Source organism: Alphaproteobacteria bacterium US3C007 (genome assembly GCA_034423775.1).
Classification (GTDB): domain Bacteria; phylum Pseudomonadota; class Alphaproteobacteria; order Rhodobacterales; family Rhodobacteraceae; genus Thalassovivens; species Thalassovivens spotae.
The window spans coordinates 500,295-523,578 of record CP139918.1; the positions used below are offsets into that span (position 1 = coordinate 500,295).

A 23,284-nucleotide genomic window follows, 5' to 3' on the forward strand; every position below is an offset into this window, starting at 1 on the left:
GGGCGCGCGCTGAACTTACATATTGGGATAGTTGGGCCCATCACCCCCCTGCGGCGTGACCCAAGTTATATTCTGGCTTGGATCTTTTATATCGCAGGTTTTGCAATGCACACAGTTTTGAAAATTAATCACAAACCGGGGATCTTTCGCCTCTTCCTGCACCACCTCATAGACGCCTGCGGGGCAATACCTTTGCGCAGGTTCCGCAAATTTCGGCAAATTCACCGAAATCGGTAGATCCGGATTCGAAAGTTGCAAATGCGCCGGTTGGCTTTCCTCATGGTTGGTCATCGAAAACGCCACATTGGTCAGCCGATCAAAACTGAGCTTGCCATCCGGCTTTGGATAGGTGATTTCGGCATGCTGCGCTGCGGGCTCGGTGGCTTGTGCATCCGTTTTGCCATGCGACAGGGTGCCGAATAAAGAAAACCCAAAAACGGTTTGCCACCACATGTCAAAACCGCCAAGAGACAGGCCGCCCAAAGGACCAAAACGAGCATTAAGGGGCGCAACATTGCGCACTTTCTTCAGATCTTTGCCAACCACGCCCGTCCGCAAGCTATGATCATAAGCGTCAAGTTGATCCCCTGAGCGCCCTGCTTTCATAGCCGCCGCGGCCGCTTCGGCGGCCTCAATCCCGGAATGCATCGCGTTATGGTTGCCCTTGATACGCGGTAAATTCACCAGCCCTGCAGAACATCCCAACAACACCCCACCTGGAAACGCGACTTTGGGAAGAGATTGCGCACCGCCTTTTGTAACGGCCCGAGCTCCGTAAGCAATGCGTTTGCCGCCTTTTAACAATTTTGCAATTTTGGGATGATGCTTAAAGCGCTGGAATTCCATATAAGGTGAAAGATAGGGGTTTTTGTAATTCAGATCGACAATATAGCCCACATAAACTTGATTGTTATCGAGATGATAAATGAAGGACCCGCCTGAGTTTTTAAATCCCAAGGGCCAACCCAAACTATGCGTGACTTCGCCTTCATTATGGCGCTCGGGATCCACTTCCCAAATTTCTTTCATGCCCAGGCCAAATTTGGGCACATCGCAGCCCGCTGCCAAATCGTATTTTTCAATCACCTGCTTTGAAAGCGATCCACGCACCCCTTCGGATAAGAAAACATACTTGCCCAACAGCTCCATACCCGGCTCATAAGCCTCAGAGATCGAGCCATCGCCCGATTTACCAAATTCACCGGCAACCACGCCGCGCAACTCACCCCGTGCGCCATAGACCAACTCTGAACAGGCCATGCCTGGAAATATCTCTACGCCAAGCGCCTCTGCTTGCTCAGCCATCCAACGACAGACATTCCCCATAGAAACAATATAATTCCCATGATTGTTCATCAGTGGCGGCATAAGCGCATTGGGCAAACGAATTTGACCCGCTTCGCCCAAAACGTAAAAATTATCTTCTTTTACCGGCACTGTCAGAGGCGCATTTCTGGCCTTCCAATCTGGAAATAAACGGGCCAACCCGCTAGGATCTAAAACGGCCCCTGATAAAATATGTGCGCCAACCTCAGAGCCTTTTTCAAGCACAACAACGTCAAGCTCACTGTCCAGTTGTTTCAAGCGGATTGCGGCCGATAAACCTGCCGGCCCGGCACCGACAATCACAACATCATAATCCATTGTTTCGCGTTCGATTTCGCTCATCTGCTTCTCCAGCTACAGGCCTTGAAATATTGTTACCCAAACGATTAACCCGCGCAAAAGCCCGCCGTCAATGCGCTTTGAGTGATTATTCATTATGCACCGGTTCTTTCCGTTAAAACATTGGAAAGAACTGCCTAATAAGAAAGATTTCTCAGGCGATAACACGCCGTATCGTATAGTTTTGCTTGCATTTCCTGAGCGGCTTTGGTCACATGCCAGCGAATAAATGCCAATGCGATCCGGCACCTAAAAAAGCGATGAAGAAGATTATGGAAAAGATACCTATGACCCGGGCGGGCTATGATGCGCTTGAGGCGGAATTGAAGCAGCTAAAATCGGTTGAGCGACATGCCATCGTGAAAGCCATCGCAGAGGCGCGCGAACACGGAGATCTGTCCGAAAACGCCGAGTACCATTCTGCGCGGGAAAAACAAAGCTTTATCGAAGGCCGGATCAAAGAGCTTGAGGGTATTTTATCTTTGACCGAGGTTTTGGACCCAAGCAAAATGTCTGGCACGATTAAGTTTGGGGCCACCGTCACTTTGATCGATGAAGACACAGATGAAGAACATACTTGGCAAATTGTAGGCGAACATGAAGCCAGCATCGAGAATGGTCTGCTGAATATCAAATCTCCCATCGCACGGGCCTTAATCGGCAAAGAAGAAGGCGACAGCGTCGATGTAAAAACACCCGGCGGTGGAAAATCTTACGAAGTGATCGACGTTAAATTCATTTAAGCGACACGACGACAGTTACCTTTTTTCAAGAGATCATAACGCATGCCACGTGATCCAAAAGATCTGAACGGGCTTCAATCGAAGCTGAGCAAAGGGCGGCGATTGCTCATTATACTGGGCCTCGCTCTGCCCGTTTTCTGTGCCTTTGCGCTTTGGTGGGGAAATAAGAATGAAGCTGATATCAGTTTCGGACTCGCGCTCAGCCTCGCTGCGCTTATCGGGTTAAACGTTGTGGGCTTTGTTTACGTCTTGGATCTTTTAGGAGATCTGCAGAAACATATTGCGCGCCCGATTGCGGATAAGGCTGTGATACCAACGCGGGAGGGCGAAGAACACACCGCTGTTATGCGTCAGCAGATTTCTGCGCTCTCAGAGCAGGTTCAGCAATCCAACTTGGCGCATGAGCTCTTACACACGCGCATTCAAGCTTTGCTGGAGACGGTTGAGCAGCTCAGCCGCCACGCGGCTGCGACAGCCGATAGCGCGCAAGACCCGCGCCCAGTGCCGGTGACTGCATCGCAGCCCCCCAAATCCGATCAAGATCAAGCGATGCTGCCTCTCAACAAAGCCGAGCAAAATGATCCATCTCCTTTGCCCCAGGCTGATTACATTCGCGCGTTGAATTTTCCACAAAATGAAACCGATAAGCTTGGCTTCACCGCGTTAAGAAAAGCCATGCGAGATCACACAACGCGCCAGCTTATTCGTGCCGCCGAGGATGTTTTAACCTTGCTCAGTCAAGATGGCATTTACATGGATGATTTAACGCCCAAGCCCAGTTCCACAAAAGATTGGCGGCTGTTTTCCCAAGGTGCCCGCGGCCCAGCGCTTTCGGGCTTGGCAACCATTCAAGAGGAATCGGTGTTAGAGCTGACGCAAAAGCGCATGCGCGAAGATCTGATTTTTCGCGATGCCGCCCATCATTTTTTGCGTATCTTTGACAAATCATTTATGGAGTTTGAGCGGCAAGCCCGCGAAGACGAGCTGGCTGCATTCGCGCAAACGCGCACAGCGCGGGCGTTTATGGTGTTGGGCAGCGTCACAGGAACCTTTGAATAACCCTGCCGCTCGCTCTGCCTTTTTGAAACATATCGGAAACCGCGTTAGGCGCCAAAGCTCGAAAACGGAATATATTGCACGGGGTCGCCCGCGTTAATCTCTTGTGCGCCCGCGCCAAGTTCGACCAAACCCTGCGCCCAACTCAAACCGCTTACGCGCCCCGAGCCTTCGGATGGGAATATAACAACCCGCCCCGCTTCGATTCGGGCCCGAAGATATTCAACTCGGCCCGGTTTTTTGGTTTTGCGAAACCCGGCCGGCACTAGGAAAGACTGCGGTGACACCCAGCCCCCCCCGGCAAGCACCCGCAGCGCGGGTGAAGCAAAAATCAAGGCACAGACCAAAGCCGCAACCGGATTGCCCGGCAGACCGAAAACTGGCATCGCGTTCCAAACCCCCATTGCTATGGGCCGGCCTGGCTTTACCGCAACGCGCCAAATAGCCAGACTATCTGCCTCATTTAACAGCGCCGAAATATGATCTTCATCCCCATCTGACGCGCCGCCCGTGCTGAGCATGACATCGCAGCTTTGGGCTGCCGCGTTCAAAACAGCGCGCAAGTGATCGCGATCGTCTGAGGCGCGCCCTAGATCGATCGCTTGATAGCCAAGCCGGTCGATCAACGCCAATAACATCGGTCGATTGGCGTCAAATATTTGACCATGCGCAAGCGGCTGCCCGATCTCTTGCAGCTCATCCCCGGTGGACAGAATGCCGATTTTCAAGCGCTGAAACACGTGCACCTGCCCCACCCCGACCGATGCCAAAAGGGCCAGATCACCTACTTCGAGACGGTGCCCAGCGCTGAAAAGCTTCGTGCCTTGCGTCACGTCTTCTCCTGCATTGCGCGTATTGGCGCCGCGTTTCAAAGGGCCGTTAAAGGCAAGTTTTTCGCCATCACTGCTCACATCTTCTTGCAGGATAACAGTGTCGACGCCAGCGGGCAGTGGCGCCCCAGTCAACACCCGCAGGGCCTCGCCATAGGGCAGCTTGCCGTCAAACGGGTGCCCTGCAGCGGCGCGGCCTTGGGCCAAAGGCAGGTGCAACGCGCCAGCCTCTTGGCTCAGTCGACCATCAAAGCCAAACCCATCCACCGCCGCATTCGCCTGTGGTGGATGGGCATTTGGAGCGCTGACCTCCTGCGCCAGAAACGCCCCAAGCGCTTGATCGACGGGTAGGGTATGAACCTTAACACAGCATTGCATCCGGTCTTTCAACCGCTCCAAGGCAAGCGGGACAGGCATCCAATCAATACCCTCTGGCAAGGCAAAACAATCGTTGCGCAAGGGCGGAGGGCTTAGCATCCTATCGCCCCCTGCGCCGAAAGGCCAAAAATCCAGCCCTCTTCTTTGAGAACCGACTTTGGCACATCCGCGACCATTTCGGACAGGGCGGAGGCCGCATTTTGGGGCCTATCGGTTACGCTGCTCATAAAGTTACAAGCTGCCCATACTTGCCGGGCATCCAGCACATGATAGGGTTCATCGGGAAATGCGACGGTGAAACTTTCAGCCGAGGGGATAGAGAGCAGCGAGGGATAAATTTCCGTCAATGTAACGGAGGCTGCGGCTTGCTTTGCCTGCGCTTCAAAAGGCCAAACGCTCCCGCGTTTGCCAAGCCAATGCCGCAAGCCTGCCAAATGGCTTACCCCCAGCAACGTTTGTGATCCGACCGCACCGGTGGTGAACAATTTCCACGCGCTTTGCGCGCTGCCCGAGGCTTGCTCTGTAAGGCGCAAATCAGGCAAGCCATGCCCAACCCGCAGGCTGCCGCGATGCGGAAGACCGGCGTAAGTTTGCCCCGCAGGCGCGCCCCAAAACGGCCCTATACCTGGGAACTTATTGTTGATTTCCGCAGCCACCTGAAATCGATTATTTGAATTATCAGGGCGATCCTCAATCCGTTCAGCCAACCAGTTCCAAACCGCCAATGCACTGTCAGAGCCGGTCAGGGCTTTTGCAAACCCACGCGGATATCCAAAGCCAAAATCAAACCCTATCAAAACGCGCGCAGCCCGGCTTAACGCCCGCTCCAACAGATCATAAAGATAAGCCAGAGCCGAGGCGCGCCCACGAAAATACAGGGGATGCTCGGGCGGCTCTGCGCGATGTTTGCAACATATAAAGATTGCATCTGCAACAGGGCGCCGCGGCGATAAGGAAGAGCGCGCCGACCAATCCACAGCAATCACCGTATCAAAGCTCACAATCCCACCTCCGCCAAAATAAAATCCGCAATCCCCGCAGTGTCGTTCAGATCAAAAACCGGCCGCTGTAACGATAAAGGCGTATCGCTGGCAACGGCTTTGATCATTGGGTTTTGTGGCGCCAGCAGCGGCTGGTTTGTTGCTGCGCGCACCGCCTCTATTTTGGGATGCGCAGCGCCCTTGAACCCTTCAATCAGAACCAGATCAACCGGCGCCAACTTGCTCAATAGCTCGTCTAAGCTGGGTTCATCCGCCCCGCGCAACTCATGCATCAAAACATAGCGATTACGGGATGTTAAAAGGACTTGCTGCGCGCCGGCCGCGCGATGGCGATAGCTGTCGCGCCCCGGTTGATCCACGTCAAAACTGTGATGGGCATGTTTGATGGTTGAGACGGTCAAACCACGGTAGCAATATTCCTCGACCAAGCGCTCCATCAGCCCTGTTTTGCCCGAATTTTTCCACCCGGTGATTCCATAAACCCGCATTAGCTATACTGCATAAAATCAGCCGCTTTTTGCAAATCTTGCGGCGTATTGATGTTGAAAAACGGATCAAATGGCATGGCAGAAAAAAGCGCTATGCGACCTTCATGCTGATCGCTCCAGCGCACAACTTTTCGCAATCCCTCACGTAATTCTTTGCGCAAATCCTCCGCTAAAGCTACGGGCCATAGCCCAAAAGTGGGATGGCGCTGAGGTTTGTCTTGGCCATGTTGCGAGGCGGCCAAAACCAGCTTATGCTTTTGCCCCTGGCTGGCATGAAACAAGGCGTCAACCAACCTTTTTGGAAAAAACGGCGTATCGGCAGCCACCGTAACGATATGATCCGCGCCCTGCTGGTGGGCCCAATCCAGCCCGGCCAAAACCCCGGCCAAAGGCCCCGCATGATCGCCAAAATTATCCGTGATAACCGGCAGCGCCAGATCCTTAAACCGGTCTGGATTCCCATTTGCATTCAAGACGATACGGTCTACTTGCGGAGCAAGGCGGTTGATCACATGCTGAAACAGACTTTTCTTTTCAAGCAGCAAACGGCCTTTATCGCCCCCTCCCATGCGCCGGGCTTGCCCACCGGCCAAAATCACTCCAACCGCTTGGGTCATGATCGCCCGCCTTTGCGCTTGGCCGCTTGAGGCTCTTCTTGAACCTGTTCTGGATCTGCGTCCCAAATCAACCGCTCGGTGCCAGACAAACATATAAATCGCTTGCCGCGCAAACGCCCGATCAGCGTTAAGCCAACTTGCTGCGCAAGCTCAACCCCCCAGGCCGTAAAGCCAGATCGCGATGCCAAAACGGGAATGCCCATCGAGGCTGTTTTGATCACCATCTCAGACGTCAAACGCCCTGTTGTGTATAAGATTTTATCATCCGCTTTCACCGACTCGCTTAGCATCCAGCCGGCGATTTTATCCACCGCATTATGACGCCCCACATCTTCCATATACACCAGCGGTCTATCTTGATGGCATAAAACAGTGCCATGGATCGCGCCCGCCGATAGATAAAGTGAGGGCGTACGGTTTATTTTCGCGCTTAACGTATAAAGCCACGACGTGTGCAAAGTTGAGCTAGCCAGCTCAATCCCCTGCAGCGTTTCCATCATATCGCCAAAAACAGTGCCCACCGCGCAGCCGCTGGTACGCGTTTTCTTGCGCAACTTTTCTTCATAATTCGTGGTCCTTGCAGTGCGTATTACAACAGTTTCCAAATCCTCATCATAGGCGATGTCAGTGACCGTATCATCGGCCAAAAGCATGCCTTGATTGCGCAGAAAACCCAACGCCAAATAATGCGGATAATCGCCGATGGTCATCGCCGTCACGATTTCCTGAGCATTCAAAAAGATGGTTAAGGGCCGCTCTTCCACAACCTCAAGCGATTGCTCTGCTCCCAAATGATCAATGCCCCGTACCACGCGGGTGAGCCCGCTACCGCCCTGCTGCGGGGCGATTAAATACTCTGATTGTGATTTCGTGACGCTCAATTGCAACCCTGCCTGTTAAGCGGTAAGTCCAATATCTACGTTGACCTTACATCCGGCGCAAGTCCATGGCCCATGCAAAAAATTATTTCCAATTGGGTCTTAAGCAAGCCCTGCCATTCATTTTCATCGTCGGGCCTTTCGGCTTGGTGTTTGGTACGATCGCCAGCAATGCCGGACTCAGCGTAATCGAAGCGTTAAGCTTTAGCGTTTTCGTTATGGCAGGCTCTGCACAATTGACCGCGCTTCAATTGATGCTGGATGGCAGCCCAACGCTTATCGTTGTGCTTTCGGCCTTGGCAGTGAATCTGCGGATGATGATGTATTCTGCCTCGCTCACCCCCTATCTTGGCAAAGCACCGTTAAAACAGCGCATTTTAGCGGCCTATAGCACGTTAGATCAAAGCTATGCGTTGAGCCTTCAGCAATTTGAGACCGAACCCCAAATGACTTTGCAGGCGCGCATGCGCTTTTTCTTGGGTGCGGCTGCACCCGTTATCCCAACCTGGTATATTTCAACCTTTGCCGGAGCATTTTTGGGGAAATCTTTTCCTTCCGAATTACCGCTAGATTTTGCAATTCCCTTAACATTCATTGCGCTTTTTGCCCCGTTATTGCGCAGCGCGGCGCATATTTCTGCCGCGCTCTCTGCCACGATCGCCGCTGTGCTTTTTAGCGACGTACCCTTCAATTTAGGGCTTATTATGGCAGGTTTTGTTGGAATGAGTATGGGGGCTGCAACCGAACGTCATCTGCTTGCGAGAGCCGATCAGCCATGATTTTAAGCAGCGCTCAGATCTGGACGGTCATTATCTTGCTGGGCCTTGGCAGCTTTGCGCTGCGATTTCTATTTCTTGGTTTGATTGGGGATCGCAGATTGCCCGATTGGTTGATGCGGCATCTGCGTTACACCGCGGTTGCCATCATGCCCGCCTTGGTGGCACCGATGCTTTTCATATCCCCTGCCTCAAGCGAAGGGATTGATCCCGTGCGGCTTTTGGCAGCCGGGGCAACTTTTGCAGTGGCATATTATACCAAGAAAGTCTTGGCCTCGATGTTAGCAGGCATTTTTGTACTCTATATTCTATCCTTTTTGGGGTAGAACACCGGCTGTTAACACTGCGCCTGTCGCTTTACGGGTTTGTCTTGTCCAATGTCAGCGTTCAGCGTTTAACTGGTTCAGCCGTTCACCAAAGCCACAAAAACAATGGCCAAAATACAAAAAATTGCTGTTTTGGTTGAGAAGCTTAGAAAACCTTCAAAGGTTTTCTCTTGCTCGCTGGTATCCATACTGCCGTGTTCATGATCAGACATTGCGTTTCCCTTTCCCGATTTATGTACCGCTTAAACGATTCACAGGCCAGTGTCATCCCTTCTTCGCACGCAGCAGAAGCGTAGCAATGTCGCAGCCAAGTTTCAGCCACTCTTCTCACGCGTTTGAAATCTATAGGCTCCATCCGGCCCAAGGTGGCGGGTAATTTTTCCCAGCTGGTAAAGATGGTTTAGATGCCCAACCGCTTCTCCCAGGGCCAAGCCATATTCAGATGTTTTTATCGCGCGCTTGAACAAGGGCGTTAACACCTCATGCGCGCTGGCTGGCGTAATAAGATAAGCCTGTAAACGGTTTAAGGCCGAATGATGATTATCGATCAATTGCTGCAACCGCGTCGGCAAACCGGTGAAGGGCAGTTTATGACCCGACAATACCAAATGATCTGCGCGGGCGATTTCTTTAAAGCGCTGGCAGCTCTCGAGCCAATCGCCCACCGTATCTACCTCTGGCTCTGTGGCATAAACACCCAAATTCGAGCTGATCGACGAAATAATTTGATCTCCCGCCAGAATCAAACCGTCATCTTGGCTCCAAAGGGTGGCGTGCTCGGGTGCGTGACCATGGCCGATATGAACGCGCCAGCACCGCCCGCCGGCCTGTATCTCAGCCCCAGCGTGAAGGCGCTGGAACCCCAAAGGCATCGGATACACCATATCGCAAAAGTTAAACGGGCGTTCAGCTGCCCGTCTGTTTAACATATCCTGCGGCATCCCCGCCCGTTGCCAGAAGCGCAATGTTTCGCGCGGGGGCCGTTCCTGAGGATCAAGCCGCAGCATTCGCGCCATCAACCACGCCGTGCGCGTCATCCATAAGTCGGCCCCAAATTCCGTTTGAAACCATCCGGCAAGGCCCACATGATCTGGGTGATGATGCGTTACAATCACCCGCCTTATTGGTTTTGAGCCCATCGGACCTGCCAATAAGCTTTTCCATATATCTCGCGATTTTGTTGAGCTGATGCCCGTGTCGATGATCGTCCAGCCCTCGGCATCATCTATCGCGTAAACATTCACGTGATCCAATGTCATCGGCAGCGGCATCCGCGCCCAAAACACCCGCGGTGCCACTTCCAACATGTCTCCCAAACCAGGCGGTTCCGCCCAAGGCGTTACAATCGCAGGCAAAGGGTTGGCCATCACGCCGTCAGCTCTTCAAAACTTAACGCATAAAGATCTGCAGCGCCTTGCCGCGCTTGCTGCAAAAGGCCAATATATTCCCCCAGCAACGCGTTCATGTAAAACCGCGCCAATTTGCAATTGGACCCTTGATCTGGCGTAACCAAGGCAGCTTTCAGGTGATAATGCCCCCCCAAAACGCGGGCAAACGCTTTCAAGAAGGAGACCGAGCCCGCAAAACGATCATTTAAATCGGATTGCTCGATCAGCCAATCAACGCTACTGCGCAGCGCTTCGCAGGCAGTGGCCAGCGGCTCCGCCAAATCCGGCAACTGCGCGTTAGCCAAGGCAGCATGCGCCGCGATTTCATCCAAAAGCGCATAAGCGGCCCTGCCGCCATCCATCATTTTTCGCGCCACAAGATCCATGGACTGAATGCCATTCGTGCCCTCGTAAATCGCGGTCACCCGTACATCACGGCTGAATTGAGCAGCCCCGGTTTCTTCGATAAATCCCATTCCCCCATGCACTTGCACACCAAGATCCGCGACGTTAACGCCGGTATCCGTGCCAAAGGCCTTTGAAATCGGAGTCAACAAAGCCGCGCGCGCCGCCCAAGCGGGATCATCGCTCGCGCCGGCCATATCAAGGGCAACCGCATTGGCCAGTGCAATCGCTCTGGCTGCAAAAATATCACTGCGCATGGTCAAAAGCATTCTGCGCACATCGGCATGATCAACAATCGTGCCGCTGCCGTTTTCCAGCATGCTGCGCCCCTGACGGCGCTCCTTAGCGTAGGATAGCGCTTTTTGATAGGCCCCCTCAGCAGCGCCGATGCCTTGCCCGCCAACGCCCAAACGGGCATTGTTCATCATCGTGAACATGGCGCGCATGCCATCATGCGGTTTCCCGATCAACCACCCCCGTGCACCCTCATATTGCATCACCGCGGTGGGGCTGCCATGCAAGCCCATTTTATGTTCCAAACTGATCACTTTAAGGCTATTGGCCACTCCGGGCTGCCCAGCCGCATCCGGAATGAGCTTGGGCACGAGGAATAATGAAATCCCTTTGGTGCCGCTGGGCCCATCAGGTAAGCGCGCCAAAACCAAATGGCACACGTTTTCAGAAAAATCATTATCCCCCCAAGAAATATAAATTTTCTGCCCGGTGACTGCATAGGTCCCATCGCCATTGTCTTTGGCTTGGCTGCGCAAGGCCCCCACATCCGACCCGGCTTGCGGCTCGGTTAAATTCATCGTTCCACACCATTCGCCTGAAATCAATTTGGGCAGATAAAGCGCTTTAATCTGCGCGCTGGCATGATGTTCAAGCGCCTCGATCTGACCCTGCGTCATGAGCGGATTGAGCTGCAAGGCCAAACAAGCGCCGGCCATCATTTCATTCACCGCTGTGGTCACCGTGAGGGGCAGCCCCATTCCGCCATATTCCGGGCTAGCAGATGTAGATACCCAGCCGCCATTTGCGATCGCTCGATAGCCTTCTGCAAAGCCGTGTGATGTGCGCACGATACCATTTTCCAGCCGCGCTGGATCTGTGTCGCCGTTGCGCTGCAGCGGGTCAAGAACCTCTTCGCATAAGCGGCCCGCCTCGCTCAGCACCGCCTCAACCACATCGCTTGAGGCCTCGCAGAACCGATCCGTGCCAGCGATCTGCGCATAATCTACCACGTGATCAAGTAAAAACTGGTATTCTTTGAGCGGGGCACGATAGGGCATGATCTCTCCTTTATTGCAGGCTTGGCATATAGAGCATTTCGCTTTATGGGCATTTTAAAACCTAAATGCCAGAGCGGAGGAAGCCACCGTTTGGGAAAACGCGGCGTCATAGTATGAAATCCATGCAAACCGAATTACTGCCGGTCACACCCTCGGCCATCGCGCGCGCCAGCCAAAGGCTGCGCGCGGGCGCACTTGTGGCATTTCCCACCGAAACGGTTTATGGCTTGGGCGCTGATGCCAGCAACACGCATGCAGTTGCCAATATTTTCGAAGCCAAGGGCCGGCCCAGCTTTAACCCCTTAATCGTGCATGTCAGCGATCTCGCTACCGCCAAACGCTATGCCGAGTGGAATGCGCAAGCTGAAAATCTTGCGCAGGCTTTTTGGCCGGGGCCGTTGACACTGGTTTTGCCGCGCCTTGAGGCCGCCTCTCTTTCTTCTTTGGTCACAGCGGGCGCCGCAACGGTAGCCATTCGTGTGCCGGCCCATCCCGTGGCACAGCGTTTGCTAAAACAGTTTGACGGAGCCATTGCGGCCCCCTCTGCCAACCCTTCGGGACAGATCAGCCCCACCCGCGCCGCGCATGTGATTGAAGGGTTGGGGAACATGGTTTCCGCAGTTTTGGATGCGGGGCCCTGCAATGTTGGTTTGGAAAGCACAATTGTTGGGATTGAGGATGCAGGATCAAAGCTGCGATTGCTGCGCCCTGGCGGACTGGCGCGCGAAGACATTGAGCAGCATTTGGGCGCAGCTTTAGAAACCCATCAAACGCCGGGGCTTATATCGGCGCCGGGACAATTGGCCTCTCATTATGCACCAAAGGCGCGCCTGCGCCTGAACGCAACGGATTGGACTTTCGATGAAAAGCGGCTTGGGTTCGGCGATGTTGACTGCGACTTGAATTTATCCACTGGCAGAAACTTAACCGAAGCGGCCTGCAATCTGTTTCATTGCTTGCATCTTTTAGACGCAGGCCCCGCAACAACCATCGCCGTCTCGCCAATTCCCAATATCGGTTTGGGACAAGCGATTAATGATCGTTTGGAAAGAGCCGCCGCGCCGCGTTAATGCGCTTGGCTATGCGCGCCCGCCTTGAGTGGATAAAAGCCGCGCATCAATGCCGATCGAGTCAAGCGCCGCATGCCACATCTTGCCATGCTCTTCCTGCAGGATTTTATCTTCATCCGCATCGGCCAAAAGCCAAGAATTGCGAGCTATTTCCGCATCAAGTTGGCCGGCACCCCATCCTGCATATCCCATGAACAAACTGGCCTGGTTTGGGGCTGTTTCCTGAGCCAAAGCCTCAATCACATCCCGCGTAGAGGTTAAGGCCAATTGCGCGCCCAGATGCTGGGTCGATTCGGCCGAGTGATAATCCCGCGAATGCAGCACGAAGCCACGATTGGCCTCTACTGGCCCACCACAAAGCACCGGAATATCCCGCTGCGCGCTGTTCTCAATTGAAAGCTGCTTGCATAGGCCGCCAAAAGAGGCTTGCGCCATTGGCTGATTCAATATCAAGCCCATCGTGCCCTGCGCAGAATATGAACACAGGTAGATCACGCAATTGTCAAATCGCTTATCCCCCATCCCTGGCATGGCGATAAGCAATTTGCCCGTTAAATCCAAAGTTTGTGTAACACTCACCATTTAACCCAGTTTTCCCGCTTTTGCCGCAACGCGCAAAACACCCCGTCAACTTGCTGCACCATAATAGCTCGCCGTAACGTGACTTGGCAAATTCGATTTTTTCCTTCATGCACATCGTATGAAATACCTAAAACGATATGTACACTTGGCAAGAGCGTCTCAGGTTTTGACCGCTATATTGTGTTTTGCCTCGATTGCCCCCGCACAGGCAGAGGGGTTGCGCGATGCGACGTTGCGCCCAGGCTGGCTGGCCAATGATGGCAGCTATTACACCGCTTTAGATTTAACGCTCAGCAAAGGCTGGAAAACCTATTGGCGGGCCCCCGGCGAATACGGATACCCGCCCAAAATTGAATACAACGGATCGACAAACCTTCAAAAAGCCGAAACGATCTGGCCCGCGCCAATTGTCTTTGGCTCAGATAATATGAAGACCATTGGCTATTTAGAACACCTTGTCTTGCCGATCAAATTAACACCTATTGACGCCGCGCAACCGATTAAACTTGAGCTTTCTGCACAACTGGGCATTTGCCTAGATATTTGCGTGCCAATCTTCTTGTCCTTTAGCCAACAGCTGGACCCGTTGCAGCAAAGCGCTGATCCGGAAACCCTGCTTGCATTGGAACATCAGCCGGTCCCGCGTGCTCAGTCAAATCTGCAAAATTTAGACTGCACCTTCACACCCCATGAAGACGCAATTTTGATCACCATCGGCGCCGCGATCCCCTCATTGGGTGCGCATGAAACGCTGATTATAGAATATAAGCGGCAAAATCATTGGATAATAATGGAACCAACGCGGCGAGACGGCCCTATGCTGCACGCCTTGGGCTATCTGACAGATGACACCGGCGCTGCGCCCCTCAGCATTAGCCGACAAAAAATCCAGATCACGGTGATCGGCAGCCTGGGCGCTGCAGATCTTGGCGATTGCACCGCGCAACCCGGATAACCGGCTAAACCGAGCTTCGTCGCCGGTTGCCGCGCAGATAGCTGGCGAAAAACGCGACCGTGATCAACAAAATGGTTCCGCATAAAAACAGCAGCAAGGCCCCCAACATTGGTGGCAATTCATACAGAAATTGGGGGGTGTCGGGGATAAACGCAGGTAATTTTTGCCCCTGAAAGGTGGCCCCCATCGTGAGCCCAAACCAAACCACAATCAGCGCAGTTAGGCCTTGCAAGGCCCGCTTCAAACCCAAAGCGCGCCCTGAGATACCGCGCCAAAGCGATCCAAAATGCCGTTTGACATCATGCTGAACAACGATCAAAGCTGGCACAACCAGCAAAACCAATACCATACCAAAGCCAAGCCCGTAGACCAATGTAATCACCGTGGGCTTCAGAAACTGCGCTTGTGAAGATCGCTCATACAGCAGCGGCGACAGACCCAATACCGTGGTCAATGTTGTCAACATAACCGGCCGCAGCCGGTCTGCAGCCCCATCAATCACGGAAGGAATAAGCCCGCGGTCTTTTGCATATTCATCGATTGAGGTTATTAAAACGATGGAATCATTAATAATAATACCCGTCATACCAAGCAGGCCAACCACGCTGAACATCGAGAGCGGCACATCCCAAACATAATGCCCATAAATCGTACCAACCAACCCGAACGGAATGATCGACATCACCACGATCGGCCGTGTCCAGCTGGAAAATATCCAGGTCAAGACAAGGTAGATCCCCGTAAGGCAAAGGATCAACCCGGTACGCGCATCATTTAAAAACTGTTCTTCTTGCTCGGCCAAGCCCGACAGGCGCCATTCCACTTGGCGCAAGCCGGCAATCTCTGGCAAAATCTCTGCCTCTAAGCTGCTCATAACGTCCTGTGCATCGGCAGGGTTGTCTTCTGAAATATCCCCCGTCACCGACACCAAGCGAATGCCGTTTTCACGGCGAACCGTTGAAAAGCCCGATCGGCGCACCACGCTGACAATATCCGCCAAAGGCACATAAGCGCCGCTGCTTGCACGCAATTGCATGCGTTCGATAAAATCTGCGGTAAGCTCGTTTTCGGGCAGCTCGACGCGTATCGTGGCGCTGCGTGGACCCATCGGATAACTTGCCGCCTCAATCCCATTGAGCCGCCCGCGCATCACTTGCCCGAGGCCATCAATGGTAAAGCCCAACGCTTGCCCCTGCGGTGTCAGTTCCAAAATCAGCTCTTCTTTATCGTAGGACAAATCATCCTCGACAGCAGAGACCGCCGGAAACCGCAGCAGCGCGGTTTTCAAATCTTCAGCGGCTGATTTTAATGTGTCCGCATCCGCTCCGTAAAACTGAACATCCAGCGCATCCCCCCCGGGACCAGAGCGCCACCCGCGAAACGACACCTCTTCCACCAAAGGATGCTGGCGCACCTTATCCTGAAGCTCGCCCACGAAGGCAAAGCTTGAATAAGAGCGCAAGTCAGGATCGATCAACTCGATTGAAATGCCCCCAAGCTGATCCGGCGTTTTGGTATCCGCGCTGGCGAGCGGATAGCCCGAATTGGCGCCGATTTGCGACACAACATAGGCCAGAGGGTTAAGCCCGTGGCGCTCTTCATATTCGCGCCCAAGCTCCTCCGTAGCGCGCTGCATCTCGCGCATCATGGCCAAAGAATCTTCGCGCGATGCCGACGATACCATCGAAAAATTACCACTGACCGAAGAGCGCTCTGGCGCATTGAAAAACCGCCATTTTACCTCGCCTGAAAGAAACAGAGTAATCTGCGAGGCCAGCAACACAACCGCGCCCGCCAGAATAGCATATCGCGCCTTTAAAACCAAAGCCATGAGCCGGCGAAACAGGTGTTCGCGCACCCATTCAAACCCCTTATTCACAACTCGGCTGGGCAGGTCATACCAATGTTGCTTATCGCCATGCTTTAAGGAATGCGCCATATGGTTGGGTAAGATCAAAAAACACTCGACGAACGAGGCTGCGAGCACGACCGCGACCGTAAAGGGTATATCAGCGATCAGGTCTCCAAACCGGCCTCCCACCACAACCAGCCCAAAAAACGCAATAATCGTGGTGGTGGTTGCGGCAAAGACCGGCAAGGCCATGCGGCGAGCTGCGGTTTCTGCCGCGGCCACGGCGCCCAAGCCTTTACGGGCCTGTTGATCCGCATGTTCGCCAACCACGATCGCATCATCCACAACGATGCCAAGCGTGATGATCAGCGCAAACAGCGAAATCATATTAATCGTGATCCCCGCAGCATACATCATCGCCAAAGCGGCCAGCATCGCGGTAGGAATGCCGGCCGCCACCCAAAAGGCGGTGCGCGCATTCAAAAACAAAAACAACAGGATCAAAACCAAACCAAGACCGCTTAGCCCGTTTTCCAGAAGAATTTTCAAACGTCCAGATATGTAATCTGCACGCGCTCTGATAAGTTCGATCTGCGCCCCTTCTGGCAGGGTTAACGCCAGCCGGTCCGATATTCTTTGAACCGTCTCTTGAATATCGATTGCATCGCCTTTTTCAGACCGGTCAACGCGGATTGAAATCGCCTGATTTGAGCCAACAAAATACCCAAGCTCGCGATCGGTGCCTTCCACCCGCACCTCTGCAACATCGCCGATCACAAGTTTTGACCCATCCGGATTTACCCGTAAAACGACATTTCCAATATCGGCGGCTGTGCGCTTCTCAACGCCGGTGCGCACACGCGCATTCGCGCCGGCTACATCGCCAGCCGGATCGGCATTGACCTCCCCTGCAACCGCCGCGGCGATCTGCGCCATTGTAACATCAAAGGCGATCAAATTGATCGAGGGCACTTCAATCATCGTTTGCGGTGCCGCGATCCCACGGATGGTTGTGCGCGTGACGCCTTCGGCAAATAAACGCAACACCAACTCATCGGCAAACAACGCCAATTGATCGATCTCTAAAGGGCCAGAAATGATTAAATCGGTAACGCGATCGCGCCATGAGCCGCGGCGAACCTTCGGATCATCCGCTTCTTCGGGCAATGTATTGATTTGGTCTAAAACGGTTTCAACATCGCCCGAGGCGCGCGCCATGTCCCAACCGGGTTCAAATTCCAAACTGATGCTGGCGCGCCCTTCGCGTGACAGGCTGCTGGCCTCGGTCACGCCTTCAATCGACAAAAGTGCAGGCTCTAAAATCTGCACAATCCCATCGTCAACATCTTCGGCACCAGCGCCTTGCCACCTGACATCCACAGCAATGTTGTCAACGATGACATCGGGAAAAAATTGCGATCGCATCCGCGGCATGCTGACCAAGCCAGCCACGATCAAAATCACTAATAAAAGATTCGCAGCAGTTTTATGCCGCGTGAAATAGGACAGAATGCCCCCCGCGGCTTTGGGAAGATCGCGCACCATCTTTAGCCTCCCATCCTGCTTTCAATCCGCTCAACCACCTGCGCGGGTACTTTTTCTTGCTGTAATTGGGTTAAAATGCGCTTCTTGGCATCGGCCGGGATATAACCATTGCCCTCAATATAGGCCATAAGTTTGGCCCGTCGGTCAGAGGTTAACTCAACCAAGGCTGGCTCTTCTATTTGCGTACCATCGGCGGCGCGCAGGGGCTTAACTTTGATACCTGCGCCCAGAACCGGGCTGCGCTGTGCAACAACCTCGCGCCCGGATAAAGCCCGGGAACGGACAAGAACATCATCGCCCTGACGGCGCAGCACCCGCACTTCAAGCGAGTCAAGACGGTCATCCTCTTCCAAAACAAGAACGCGCCCGGCCGCATCCACCGCAGAGGCAGGTAACCTAATCACATAGGGCAATTCTGGCTCTTCCACTTCAATGGTCACAAAATCGCCGGGTTTCAAACCGCGCGGATCGGAGAGCGTGGCAAACACCACACGACCGGTTAGCCCATCACCCACCGACCCGCTATCGCGGCTCAACACGGCTTTTGACGTAAGATCACCCCCAGAGCTGCTTAAAGAAACCAAAACCGGCGCGGCCAGCAAGCGCCCAGCATCATCAATCAAGCGCGCATATTGCGCGGTCGAGATGCGAAACGCCACTTCGAGCCGGCCGGGATCAATTAAACTACCCAATTTTTCATTCGGGCTGACCAACCCACCTTGCACAAGGCGAATCCCACTCAATGTACCGGGAAACTCGGCGAATAAACTGGTATCTTGCAAACGCCTTTGAGCGTCTTCCAGCATCAATTGGGCCCGCGCAAGCCGTGTGGTGGCTTGGTCGCGGCGCAACTCGGCTTGATCCAGCGCGCTGCGGCGGCTTAACACCGCTTGACCCGCTGATGAACTGGCAATTTCGGCCGATTCAACGGCAGATGCAGTGCCCACGCCGCGCTGTTTCAGATCGGCCTGACGCTCAAAAGCGCGACGGCGTAGATCGGCCTGATCAACGGCCGCAGTCAGTTCATCTTGCACCAAACCCAATGCCCTAAGCGCCTGATCCGCTTCAATCCGCGCATCCTGCAAATCGGCCTCAGCCCGCGCCAATTCAGAGCGGGCATTCGCTTCATCCAGCCGCAGCAATAGCTCGCCCGCCTGCACCTGACCGCCCTCAACGAAATTATCCGATACATAGGCAACTTGCCCAGCCGTACCCAGCCGAAGATCCAAAGTACGGCGGCTTTGAATTTCACCAAACGCGCTTAACATAGGCGTTTCGGTTTTCGCTTCGGCCGCGACCACGTTCACAGCAAAAACGCGCTCGCGCTGCTTGGCCTTGCGCGCCGGTTTTGACATGCGCTCATCCAGCGCCGTAGACACCATCTGCCCCGCATAGGCGATCAACCCAAGGCTAATGGATAACAACAAAAGGCCAATCAAACTTTTTCGAAAAAATCGCATCGTGGTTCCACAGCTTTCAAGAAGTTATCTGTTAAATAGGGTGACATTCCGCCGCGCCAAGGCCTAAAAACATAACCAATCATGCTGGGTCTCGTTTTTCGTCTTACGCAAATCAATTGTGGCGGTCATTTTTGAAGCCAATTTCTCACCCTGCAGGGCATGTCCGAGCTTAACAAAGCACACGTCTCAAATTTGGCAGTATGAGCTTTTGCTATTTACGGCGCAAATGTTCATCAAGCCTTGGCATAATTTCAACGAAATTGCAGGGGCGATGTCGAAAATCGAGCTGCTTTGCCAAAATTTCATCCCACGCATCGCGGCAAGCGCCGGGGCTTCCCGGCAGAGCAAATAAATAGGTTCCGCCCGACACGCCTGCTGTTGCGCGGCTTTGCACAGCCGATGTGCCAATCTTTTGCATACTGATCATCGTGAACACGGTGCCAAAAGCCTGAATTTCTTTTTCATACACATCTTTATGCGCCTCAACCGTCACGTCTCGGCCGGTTAACCCTGTTCCACCGGTTGAAATCACCACATCCACATCCTCGCGCGCGATCCAAGCGCGCAGCTGCGCTGCGATTTGATCGCGCTCATCGCAAAGGATCATGCGATCTGCCAAATGATGGCCGGCCTCGCGCAGCCGATCCACCAAGGTTTGGCCGGATTTATCTGTTTCAAGGCTGCGGCTATCTGAAACTGTCAACACTGCGATGCGCACAGGGATAAACGTTGCGGTGTTATCAATTCGGCTCATTCCAGTTCCAACCTCTTTTTAAGCGTCAAAAGATCTTTCCACGCTGATTTTTTCGCCGATGGCATGCGCAGTAAATATCCAGGAGACAGCATGGGAAGCAGCGGAATACCCTCGAACTCAAACCATTGTCCGCGCAGATCGGTGAGGTTGGATTTACCCAAAAGCGCATCGCAAGCAATCCCCCCCATCAAAACCAAAGTTTTCGGAGCTGCCAAAACGATGTGCTGGCGCATAAACGGTGCCATCATCGCTATCTCGGCAGGGCTGGGGCGCCGGCTTTGCGGCGGTCGCCAAGGCAAAAATGGCGCAAGGTAAACGTTAGATGGCGTTGCCGCCGATGGCCGCGATAGGCCTATCGCCCCAAGCATTTTATCTAATAGCTGCCCCGATGGCCCCAAAAAAGGCTTTCCGTGTAGATCGTCTTCGCGTCCAGGAACATCCCCTATAATCATCACATCACATCCGGTTTGGCCCTCACCAAAAACAAGATTTCGCGCGCCTTTTCGCAAATCACAAAGCTCAAACCCACCAATCGCGGCGGCCAACTCCTCCAAAGTCTGCGATTGCTCTGCCAGCCCCCGCGCAACCGCAACCGAGTCAATGGCTGGCACTTGTGGCGCAGCGGGCGGTTTCGCAACGCTTGGCATAATTTTCGGCGCTTTGACAGGCGCCGGATCCAATGCAAAGCGATCTACGGGCTGCTCTTGGATGGCCTCAGTGGCGCCAAGGTCAACCTGCCACTCAAGTAAGGCGCGTGCATTATGCCAGTCTAACTGCGATTCCATAAAGCCTATGCTAGCCGGTTCCCCGCGCGAGGAAAAGCCAGTGCGGATCGCGCAGTCCATCAAGGCAGGCGAATTGAAGAATTTTCACACCAAGCCTTGTGCGATGGCGCCGCTCTGAGTATGAGGCCTGAACTAAGCGGGGTTGTGCAATGGCGTTCAAGCATAGGCATCTGTTGGGAATTGAGCCCCTTGCACCAGAGGCTATTCGCGAGATTCTGGATCTTTCAGACAGTTATGTGGATCTCAACCGTCGGCCAAACAAACATTCAGATGTGTTGGCCGGACGCACGCAAGTGAATATGTTTTTTGAGAACTCCACCCGCACGCAAGCCTCTTTTGAACTGGCTGGAAAAAGATTGGGCGCCGATGTGATGAACATGTCCATGCAGGCCAGCTCGATCAAAAAGGGCGAAACACTGATTGATACGGCGATGACGTTGAACGCGATGCATCCCGATCTTTTGGTGGTGCGTCACCCGCATTCAGGTGCGGTTGATCTCCTGGCCCAAAAGGTGAATTGCAGCGTGTTAAACGCCGGTGATGGACGCCATGAACACCCAACCCAAGCGCTGCTAGATGCTTTGACAATCCAGCGGGCGAAGGGCCGCTTGCACCGTTTAAGCATCGCAATTTGCGGTGATATTGCGCATTCCCGCGTCGCCCGTTCAAACATAATTCTATTGGGGAAAATGGAAAACCGCATTCGATTGATTGCGCCGCCAACGCTGATGCCCTCCGGAATCGATGCCTTTGGCTGCGAGATCTTTGAAGATATGCAAGAAGGTTTAAAAGACGTAGATGTTGTGATGATGCTGCGCTTGCAACGCGAACGCATGGATGGCGGGTTTATCCCCTCGGAACGTGAATATTATCACCGCTATGGTTTGGATGAGGCAAAGCTGCGCGCGGCCAAACCTGACGCGATTGTAATGCATCCCGGACCGATGAATCGCGGCGTCGAAATTGACGGCGAAATTGCCGATGATATCAATCGCTCGGTGATCCAAGAGCAAGTGGAAATGGGAGTGGCCGTGCGCATGGCTACAATGGATCTTTTGGCGCGCAATCAGCGCGTGATGAAAGAGCGCCATGACTGATGTTTTTAAAGGCCGCGTCCTGACACCAAGGCGCGCATTGAACGGCAACACGGCGACAAATCAAAAGCGAGGTCTTGCATGCGCCTTTTGTTAAAAAACGCCCATTTGGTTGATCCCGAGCAGGGTGAAACCCGCATCGGCCAAATTTTCATTGAAAATGGCATAATTAGCAGCTTTGAAAACCAAGCAGCCGAGCGCGTTATTGAATGTAACGGCAAATATCTTGCCCCCGGCTTGGTGGATATCGGGGTAAAAATTTGCGAGCCGGGCGAACGCCATAAAGAAAGCTTCAAATCAGCCGGTCAAGCAGCTGCCGCGGGCGGCGTGACAACCATCATCACCCGCCCCGATACATTGCCCGCGATCGATACCCCCGAAACGCTCGAATTCACGCGCAGGCGGGCCAATTTGGACGCCCCTATCAATGTTTTGCCAATGGCCGCCCTGACCAAAGGCCGGCAGGGCCGTGAAATGACTGAAATTGGGTTTTTATTAGATGCAGGCGCAGTGGCCTTCACAGATTGCGATCATGTGGTCAGCGATAATAAGGTGTTTTCACGCGCGCTTAGCTATGCCCGTTCGCTTGGCGCCCTGATCATCGCGCATCCGCAAGATCCGGGATTGTCAAAAGGCGCGGCGGCAACCTCGGGCAAATTTGCCTCGCTGCGCGGGCTTCCAGCCGTATCCGCAATCGCAGAGCGTATGGGTCTTGATCGAGATATTGCCCTTCTGGAAATGACGGGGGCGAAATATCATGCTGATCAAATCACAACAGCGCGCGCTTTGCCGGCCTTGCAGCGCGCCAAAACTAACGGCCTTGATATCACCGCAGGCACGTCGATCCATCACCTGACGCTAAACGAGCTGGACGTGGCGGATTACAGAACCTTTTTCAAAGTCAAACCACCCTTGCGTTCCGAAGAAGATCGACACGCCATTATTGAGGCGCTGCAAAGCGGCCTGATTGATACGATCAGCTCGATGCACACCCCGCAAGATGAAGAAAGCAAACGTTTGCCGTTTGAAGAAGCCGCCTCGGGCGCTGTGGGGCTTGAAACACTGCTGCCCGCGGCATTGCGCCTGTTTCATTCGGGCGAAATGGATTTGCCTGGTTTGTTTCGCGCGCTGGCGCTGAACCCCGCCAAAAGGCTGGGCCTGCCCTGCGGGCGTTTGGCAATCGGGGCGCCGGCTGATCTGGTTTTATTTGACGCCAATCAGCCCTTTGTTTTGGACCGGGCAACATTAAAGTCAAAATCCAAAAACACCCCCTTTGATGGCGCACGTTTACAAGGCCGCATTTTAGCCAGCTTTGTGGCGGGAAAACAGGTGTTTGGACAATGA

General features: G+C 53.7%; 22 protein-coding genes. 8 read left to right on the plus strand and 14 right to left on the minus strand.

Annotated features, from left to right (window positions below; translation table 11 throughout):
- Positions 1 to 15: 15 nt before the first annotated feature.
- Positions 16 to 1,668, minus strand: coding sequence for an electron transfer flavoprotein-ubiquinone oxidoreductase (locus UM181_02560; protein ID WQC63513.1), 1,653 nt, complete (start codon positions 1,666 to 1,668; stop codon positions 16 to 18).
- Positions 1,669 to 1,937: 269 nt separating this feature from the next.
- Here UM181_02560 and greA point away from each other — a divergent pair, with 269 nt between their 5' ends.
- The gene (gene greA / locus UM181_02565; GenBank protein ID WQC63514.1) at positions 1,938 to 2,408 is read left to right on the plus strand and encodes a transcription elongation factor GreA; all 471 of its coding nucleotides are present in this window, start codon (positions 1,938 to 1,940) and stop codon (positions 2,406 to 2,408) included.
- A 42-nt stretch (positions 2,409 to 2,450) separates the two neighbouring features.
- Complete coding sequence (locus UM181_02570; protein WQC63515.1) at positions 2,451 to 3,467, plus strand: hypothetical protein; 1,017 nt, start codon at positions 2,451 to 2,453, stop codon at positions 3,465 to 3,467.
- Between the two features lie 44 nt (positions 3,468 to 3,511).
- Here UM181_02570 and glp read toward each other — a convergent pair whose 3' ends face one another.
- Genes glp through UM181_02595 form a run of 5 tightly spaced genes read right to left on the minus strand, consistent with a single transcriptional unit; the run spans position 3,512 to position 7,665 of the window.
- Positions 3,512 to 4,771: a gephyrin-like molybdotransferase Glp gene (gene glp, locus UM181_02575; GenBank protein WQC63516.1), complete on the minus strand. Its 1,260-nt coding sequence runs from the start codon at positions 4,769 to 4,771 to the stop codon at positions 3,512 to 3,514.
- Positions 4,765 to 5,673 (minus strand): molybdopterin guanine dinucleotide synthesis, encoded by a 909-nt coding sequence (locus tag UM181_02580; GenBank protein WQC63517.1) that lies wholly within the window; start codon positions 5,671 to 5,673, stop codon positions 4,765 to 4,767. The genes glp and UM181_02580 overlap by 7 nt, the downstream gene beginning before the upstream one ends.
- Positions 5,670 to 6,161 (minus strand): molybdopterin-guanine dinucleotide biosynthesis protein B, encoded by a 492-nt coding sequence (gene mobB / locus UM181_02585; protein WQC63518.1) that lies wholly within the window; start codon positions 6,159 to 6,161, stop codon positions 5,670 to 5,672. Before mobB ends, UM181_02580 begins: the two co-directional genes overlap by 4 nt.
- Positions 6,161 to 6,778 (minus strand): molybdenum cofactor guanylyltransferase MobA, encoded by a 618-nt coding sequence (mobA, locus tag UM181_02590; GenBank protein WQC63519.1) that lies wholly within the window; start codon positions 6,776 to 6,778, stop codon positions 6,161 to 6,163. The genes mobB and mobA overlap by 1 nt, the downstream gene beginning before the upstream one ends.
- Complete coding sequence (locus tag UM181_02595) at positions 6,775 to 7,665, minus strand: formate dehydrogenase accessory sulfurtransferase FdhD (protein ID WQC63520.1); 891 nt, start codon at positions 7,663 to 7,665, stop codon at positions 6,775 to 6,777. Before UM181_02595 ends, mobA begins: the two co-directional genes overlap by 4 nt.
- A 59-nt stretch (positions 7,666 to 7,724) precedes the next feature.
- Here UM181_02595 and UM181_02600 point away from each other — a divergent pair, with 59 nt between their 5' ends.
- Together UM181_02600 and UM181_02605 are read left to right on the plus strand one after the other, a co-directional pair.
- Positions 7,725 to 8,435 (plus strand): AzlC family ABC transporter permease, encoded by a 711-nt coding sequence (locus UM181_02600; GenBank protein WQC63521.1) that lies wholly within the window; start codon positions 7,725 to 7,727, stop codon positions 8,433 to 8,435.
- Positions 8,432 to 8,758 (plus strand): AzlD domain-containing protein, encoded by a 327-nt coding sequence (locus UM181_02605; GenBank protein ID WQC63522.1) that lies wholly within the window; start codon positions 8,432 to 8,434, stop codon positions 8,756 to 8,758. Before UM181_02600 ends, UM181_02605 begins: the two co-directional genes overlap by 4 nt.
- Positions 8,759 to 8,835: 77 nt before the next feature.
- Here the strand turns inward: UM181_02605 and UM181_02610 are convergent, their stop codons facing one another.
- From UM181_02610 to UM181_02620, 3 genes are all read right to left on the minus strand, one after another.
- Positions 8,836 to 8,970 (minus strand): aa3-type cytochrome c oxidase subunit IV, encoded by a 135-nt coding sequence (locus tag UM181_02610; GenBank protein WQC63523.1) that lies wholly within the window; start codon positions 8,968 to 8,970, stop codon positions 8,836 to 8,838.
- A 102-nt stretch (positions 8,971 to 9,072) separates the two neighbouring features.
- Positions 9,073 to 10,065, minus strand: a complete 993-nt coding sequence (locus UM181_02615; protein WQC64683.1) for an MBL fold metallo-hydrolase — start codon at positions 10,063 to 10,065, stop codon at positions 9,073 to 9,075.
- A 59-nt stretch (positions 10,066 to 10,124) separates the two neighbouring features.
- Positions 10,125 to 11,843 carry an acyl-CoA dehydrogenase gene (locus UM181_02620; protein ID WQC63524.1) on the minus strand — a complete coding sequence of 573 codons (1,719 nt, stop codon included), beginning with the start codon at positions 11,841 to 11,843 and terminating at the stop codon, positions 10,125 to 10,127.
- A 113-nt stretch (positions 11,844 to 11,956) separates the two neighbouring features.
- Here UM181_02620 and UM181_02625 point away from each other — a divergent pair, with 113 nt between their 5' ends.
- Positions 11,957 to 12,913, plus strand: coding sequence for an L-threonylcarbamoyladenylate synthase (locus tag UM181_02625; GenBank protein WQC63525.1), 957 nt, complete (start codon positions 11,957 to 11,959; stop codon positions 12,911 to 12,913).
- Between the two features lie 9 nt (positions 12,914 to 12,922).
- Here UM181_02625 and UM181_02630 read toward each other — a convergent pair whose 3' ends face one another.
- Complete coding sequence (locus UM181_02630) at positions 12,923 to 13,495, minus strand: YqgE/AlgH family protein (GenBank protein ID WQC63526.1); 573 nt, start codon at positions 13,493 to 13,495, stop codon at positions 12,923 to 12,925.
- A gap of 145 nt (positions 13,496 to 13,640) precedes the next feature.
- Between UM181_02630 and UM181_02635 the strand changes: the two genes are divergently transcribed.
- On the plus strand, positions 13,641 to 14,450 hold the full coding sequence (locus UM181_02635) for a protein-disulfide reductase DsbD family protein (protein WQC63527.1): 810 nt from the start codon (positions 13,641 to 13,643) through the stop codon (positions 14,448 to 14,450).
- 4 nt (positions 14,451 to 14,454) lie between these two features.
- On the opposite strand, the gene UM181_02640 is transcribed toward UM181_02635, so the two are convergent.
- The 4 genes from UM181_02640 to UM181_02655 form a co-directional block, all read right to left on the minus strand.
- On the minus strand, positions 14,455 to 17,847 hold the full coding sequence (locus tag UM181_02640; protein WQC63528.1) for an efflux RND transporter permease subunit: 3,393 nt from the start codon (positions 17,845 to 17,847) through the stop codon (positions 14,455 to 14,457).
- A 2-nt stretch (positions 17,848 to 17,849) separates the two neighbouring features.
- Positions 17,850 to 19,307, minus strand: a complete 1,458-nt coding sequence (locus UM181_02645) for an efflux transporter periplasmic adaptor subunit (protein ID WQC63529.1) — start codon at positions 19,305 to 19,307, stop codon at positions 17,850 to 17,852.
- 211 nt (positions 19,308 to 19,518) lie between these two features.
- A complete protein-coding gene (gene moaB, locus UM181_02650; protein ID WQC63530.1) occupies positions 19,519 to 20,061 on the minus strand; it encodes a molybdenum cofactor biosynthesis protein B in 543 nt (180 codons plus the stop codon).
- Positions 20,058 to 20,846 carry a uracil-DNA glycosylase gene (locus UM181_02655; protein ID WQC63531.1) on the minus strand — a complete coding sequence of 263 codons (789 nt, stop codon included), beginning with the start codon at positions 20,844 to 20,846 and terminating at the stop codon, positions 20,058 to 20,060. Before UM181_02655 ends, moaB begins: the two co-directional genes overlap by 4 nt.
- 149 nt (positions 20,847 to 20,995) lie before the next feature.
- Here UM181_02655 and UM181_02660 point away from each other — a divergent pair, with 149 nt between their 5' ends.
- Positions 20,996 to 21,943 carry an aspartate carbamoyltransferase catalytic subunit gene (locus tag UM181_02660; GenBank protein ID WQC63532.1) on the plus strand — a complete coding sequence of 316 codons (948 nt, stop codon included), beginning with the start codon at positions 20,996 to 20,998 and terminating at the stop codon, positions 21,941 to 21,943.
- 78 nt (positions 21,944 to 22,021) lie between these two features.
- Positions 22,022 to 23,284, plus strand: a complete 1,263-nt coding sequence (gene pyrC / locus UM181_02665; GenBank protein WQC63533.1) for a dihydroorotase — start codon at positions 22,022 to 22,024, stop codon at positions 23,282 to 23,284.

What these genes read in the sequence shown, in the direction of transcription:
- UM181_02560 (WQC63513.1), bottom strand. Translation starts at nt 1,668, where the DNA reads ATGAGCGAAATCGAACGCGAAACAATGGATTATGATGTTGTGATTGTC.
- greA (WQC63514.1), top strand. Translation starts at nt 1,938, where the DNA reads ATGGAAAAGATACCTATGACCCGGGCGGGCTATGATGCGCTTGAGGCG.
- UM181_02570 (WQC63515.1), top strand. Translation starts at nt 2,451, where the DNA reads ATGCCACGTGATCCAAAAGATCTGAACGGGCTTCAATCGAAGCTGAGC.
- glp (WQC63516.1), bottom strand. Translation starts at nt 4,771, where the DNA reads ATGCTAAGCCCTCCGCCCTTGCGCAACGATTGTTTTGCCTTGCCAGAG.
- mobB (WQC63518.1), bottom strand. Translation starts at nt 6,161, where the DNA reads ATGCGGGTTTATGGAATCACCGGGTGGAAAAATTCGGGCAAAACAGGG.
- mobA (WQC63519.1), bottom strand. Translation starts at nt 6,778, where the DNA reads ATGACCCAAGCGGTTGGAGTGATTTTGGCCGGTGGGCAAGCCCGGCGC.
- UM181_02600 (WQC63521.1), top strand. Translation starts at nt 7,725, where the DNA reads ATGGCCCATGCAAAAAATTATTTCCAATTGGGTCTTAAGCAAGCCCTG.
- UM181_02605 (WQC63522.1), top strand. Translation starts at nt 8,432, where the DNA reads ATGATTTTAAGCAGCGCTCAGATCTGGACGGTCATTATCTTGCTGGGC.
- UM181_02610 (WQC63523.1), bottom strand. Translation starts at nt 8,970, where the DNA reads ATGTCTGATCATGAACACGGCAGTATGGATACCAGCGAGCAAGAGAAA.
- UM181_02615 (WQC64683.1), bottom strand. Translation starts at nt 10,065, where the DNA reads ATGTTGGAAGTGGCACCGCGGGTGTTTTGGGCGCGGATGCCGCTGCCG.
- UM181_02620 (WQC63524.1), bottom strand. Translation starts at nt 11,843, where the DNA reads ATGCCCTATCGTGCCCCGCTCAAAGAATACCAGTTTTTACTTGATCAC.
- UM181_02625 (WQC63525.1), top strand. Translation starts at nt 11,957, where the DNA reads ATGAAATCCATGCAAACCGAATTACTGCCGGTCACACCCTCGGCCATC.
- UM181_02630 (WQC63526.1), bottom strand. Translation starts at nt 13,495, where the DNA reads ATGGTGAGTGTTACACAAACTTTGGATTTAACGGGCAAATTGCTTATC.
- UM181_02640 (WQC63528.1), bottom strand. Translation starts at nt 17,847, where the DNA reads ATGGTGCGCGATCTTCCCAAAGCCGCGGGGGGCATTCTGTCCTATTTC.
- UM181_02645 (WQC63529.1), bottom strand. Translation starts at nt 19,307, where the DNA reads ATGCGATTTTTTCGAAAAAGTTTGATTGGCCTTTTGTTGTTATCCATT.
- moaB (WQC63530.1), bottom strand. Translation starts at nt 20,061, where the DNA reads ATGAGCCGAATTGATAACACCGCAACGTTTATCCCTGTGCGCATCGCA.
- UM181_02655 (WQC63531.1), bottom strand. Translation starts at nt 20,846, where the DNA reads ATGGAATCGCAGTTAGACTGGCATAATGCACGCGCCTTACTTGAGTGG.
- UM181_02660 (WQC63532.1), top strand. Translation starts at nt 20,996, where the DNA reads ATGGCGTTCAAGCATAGGCATCTGTTGGGAATTGAGCCCCTTGCACCA.
- pyrC (WQC63533.1), top strand. Translation starts at nt 22,022, where the DNA reads ATGCGCCTTTTGTTAAAAAACGCCCATTTGGTTGATCCCGAGCAGGGT.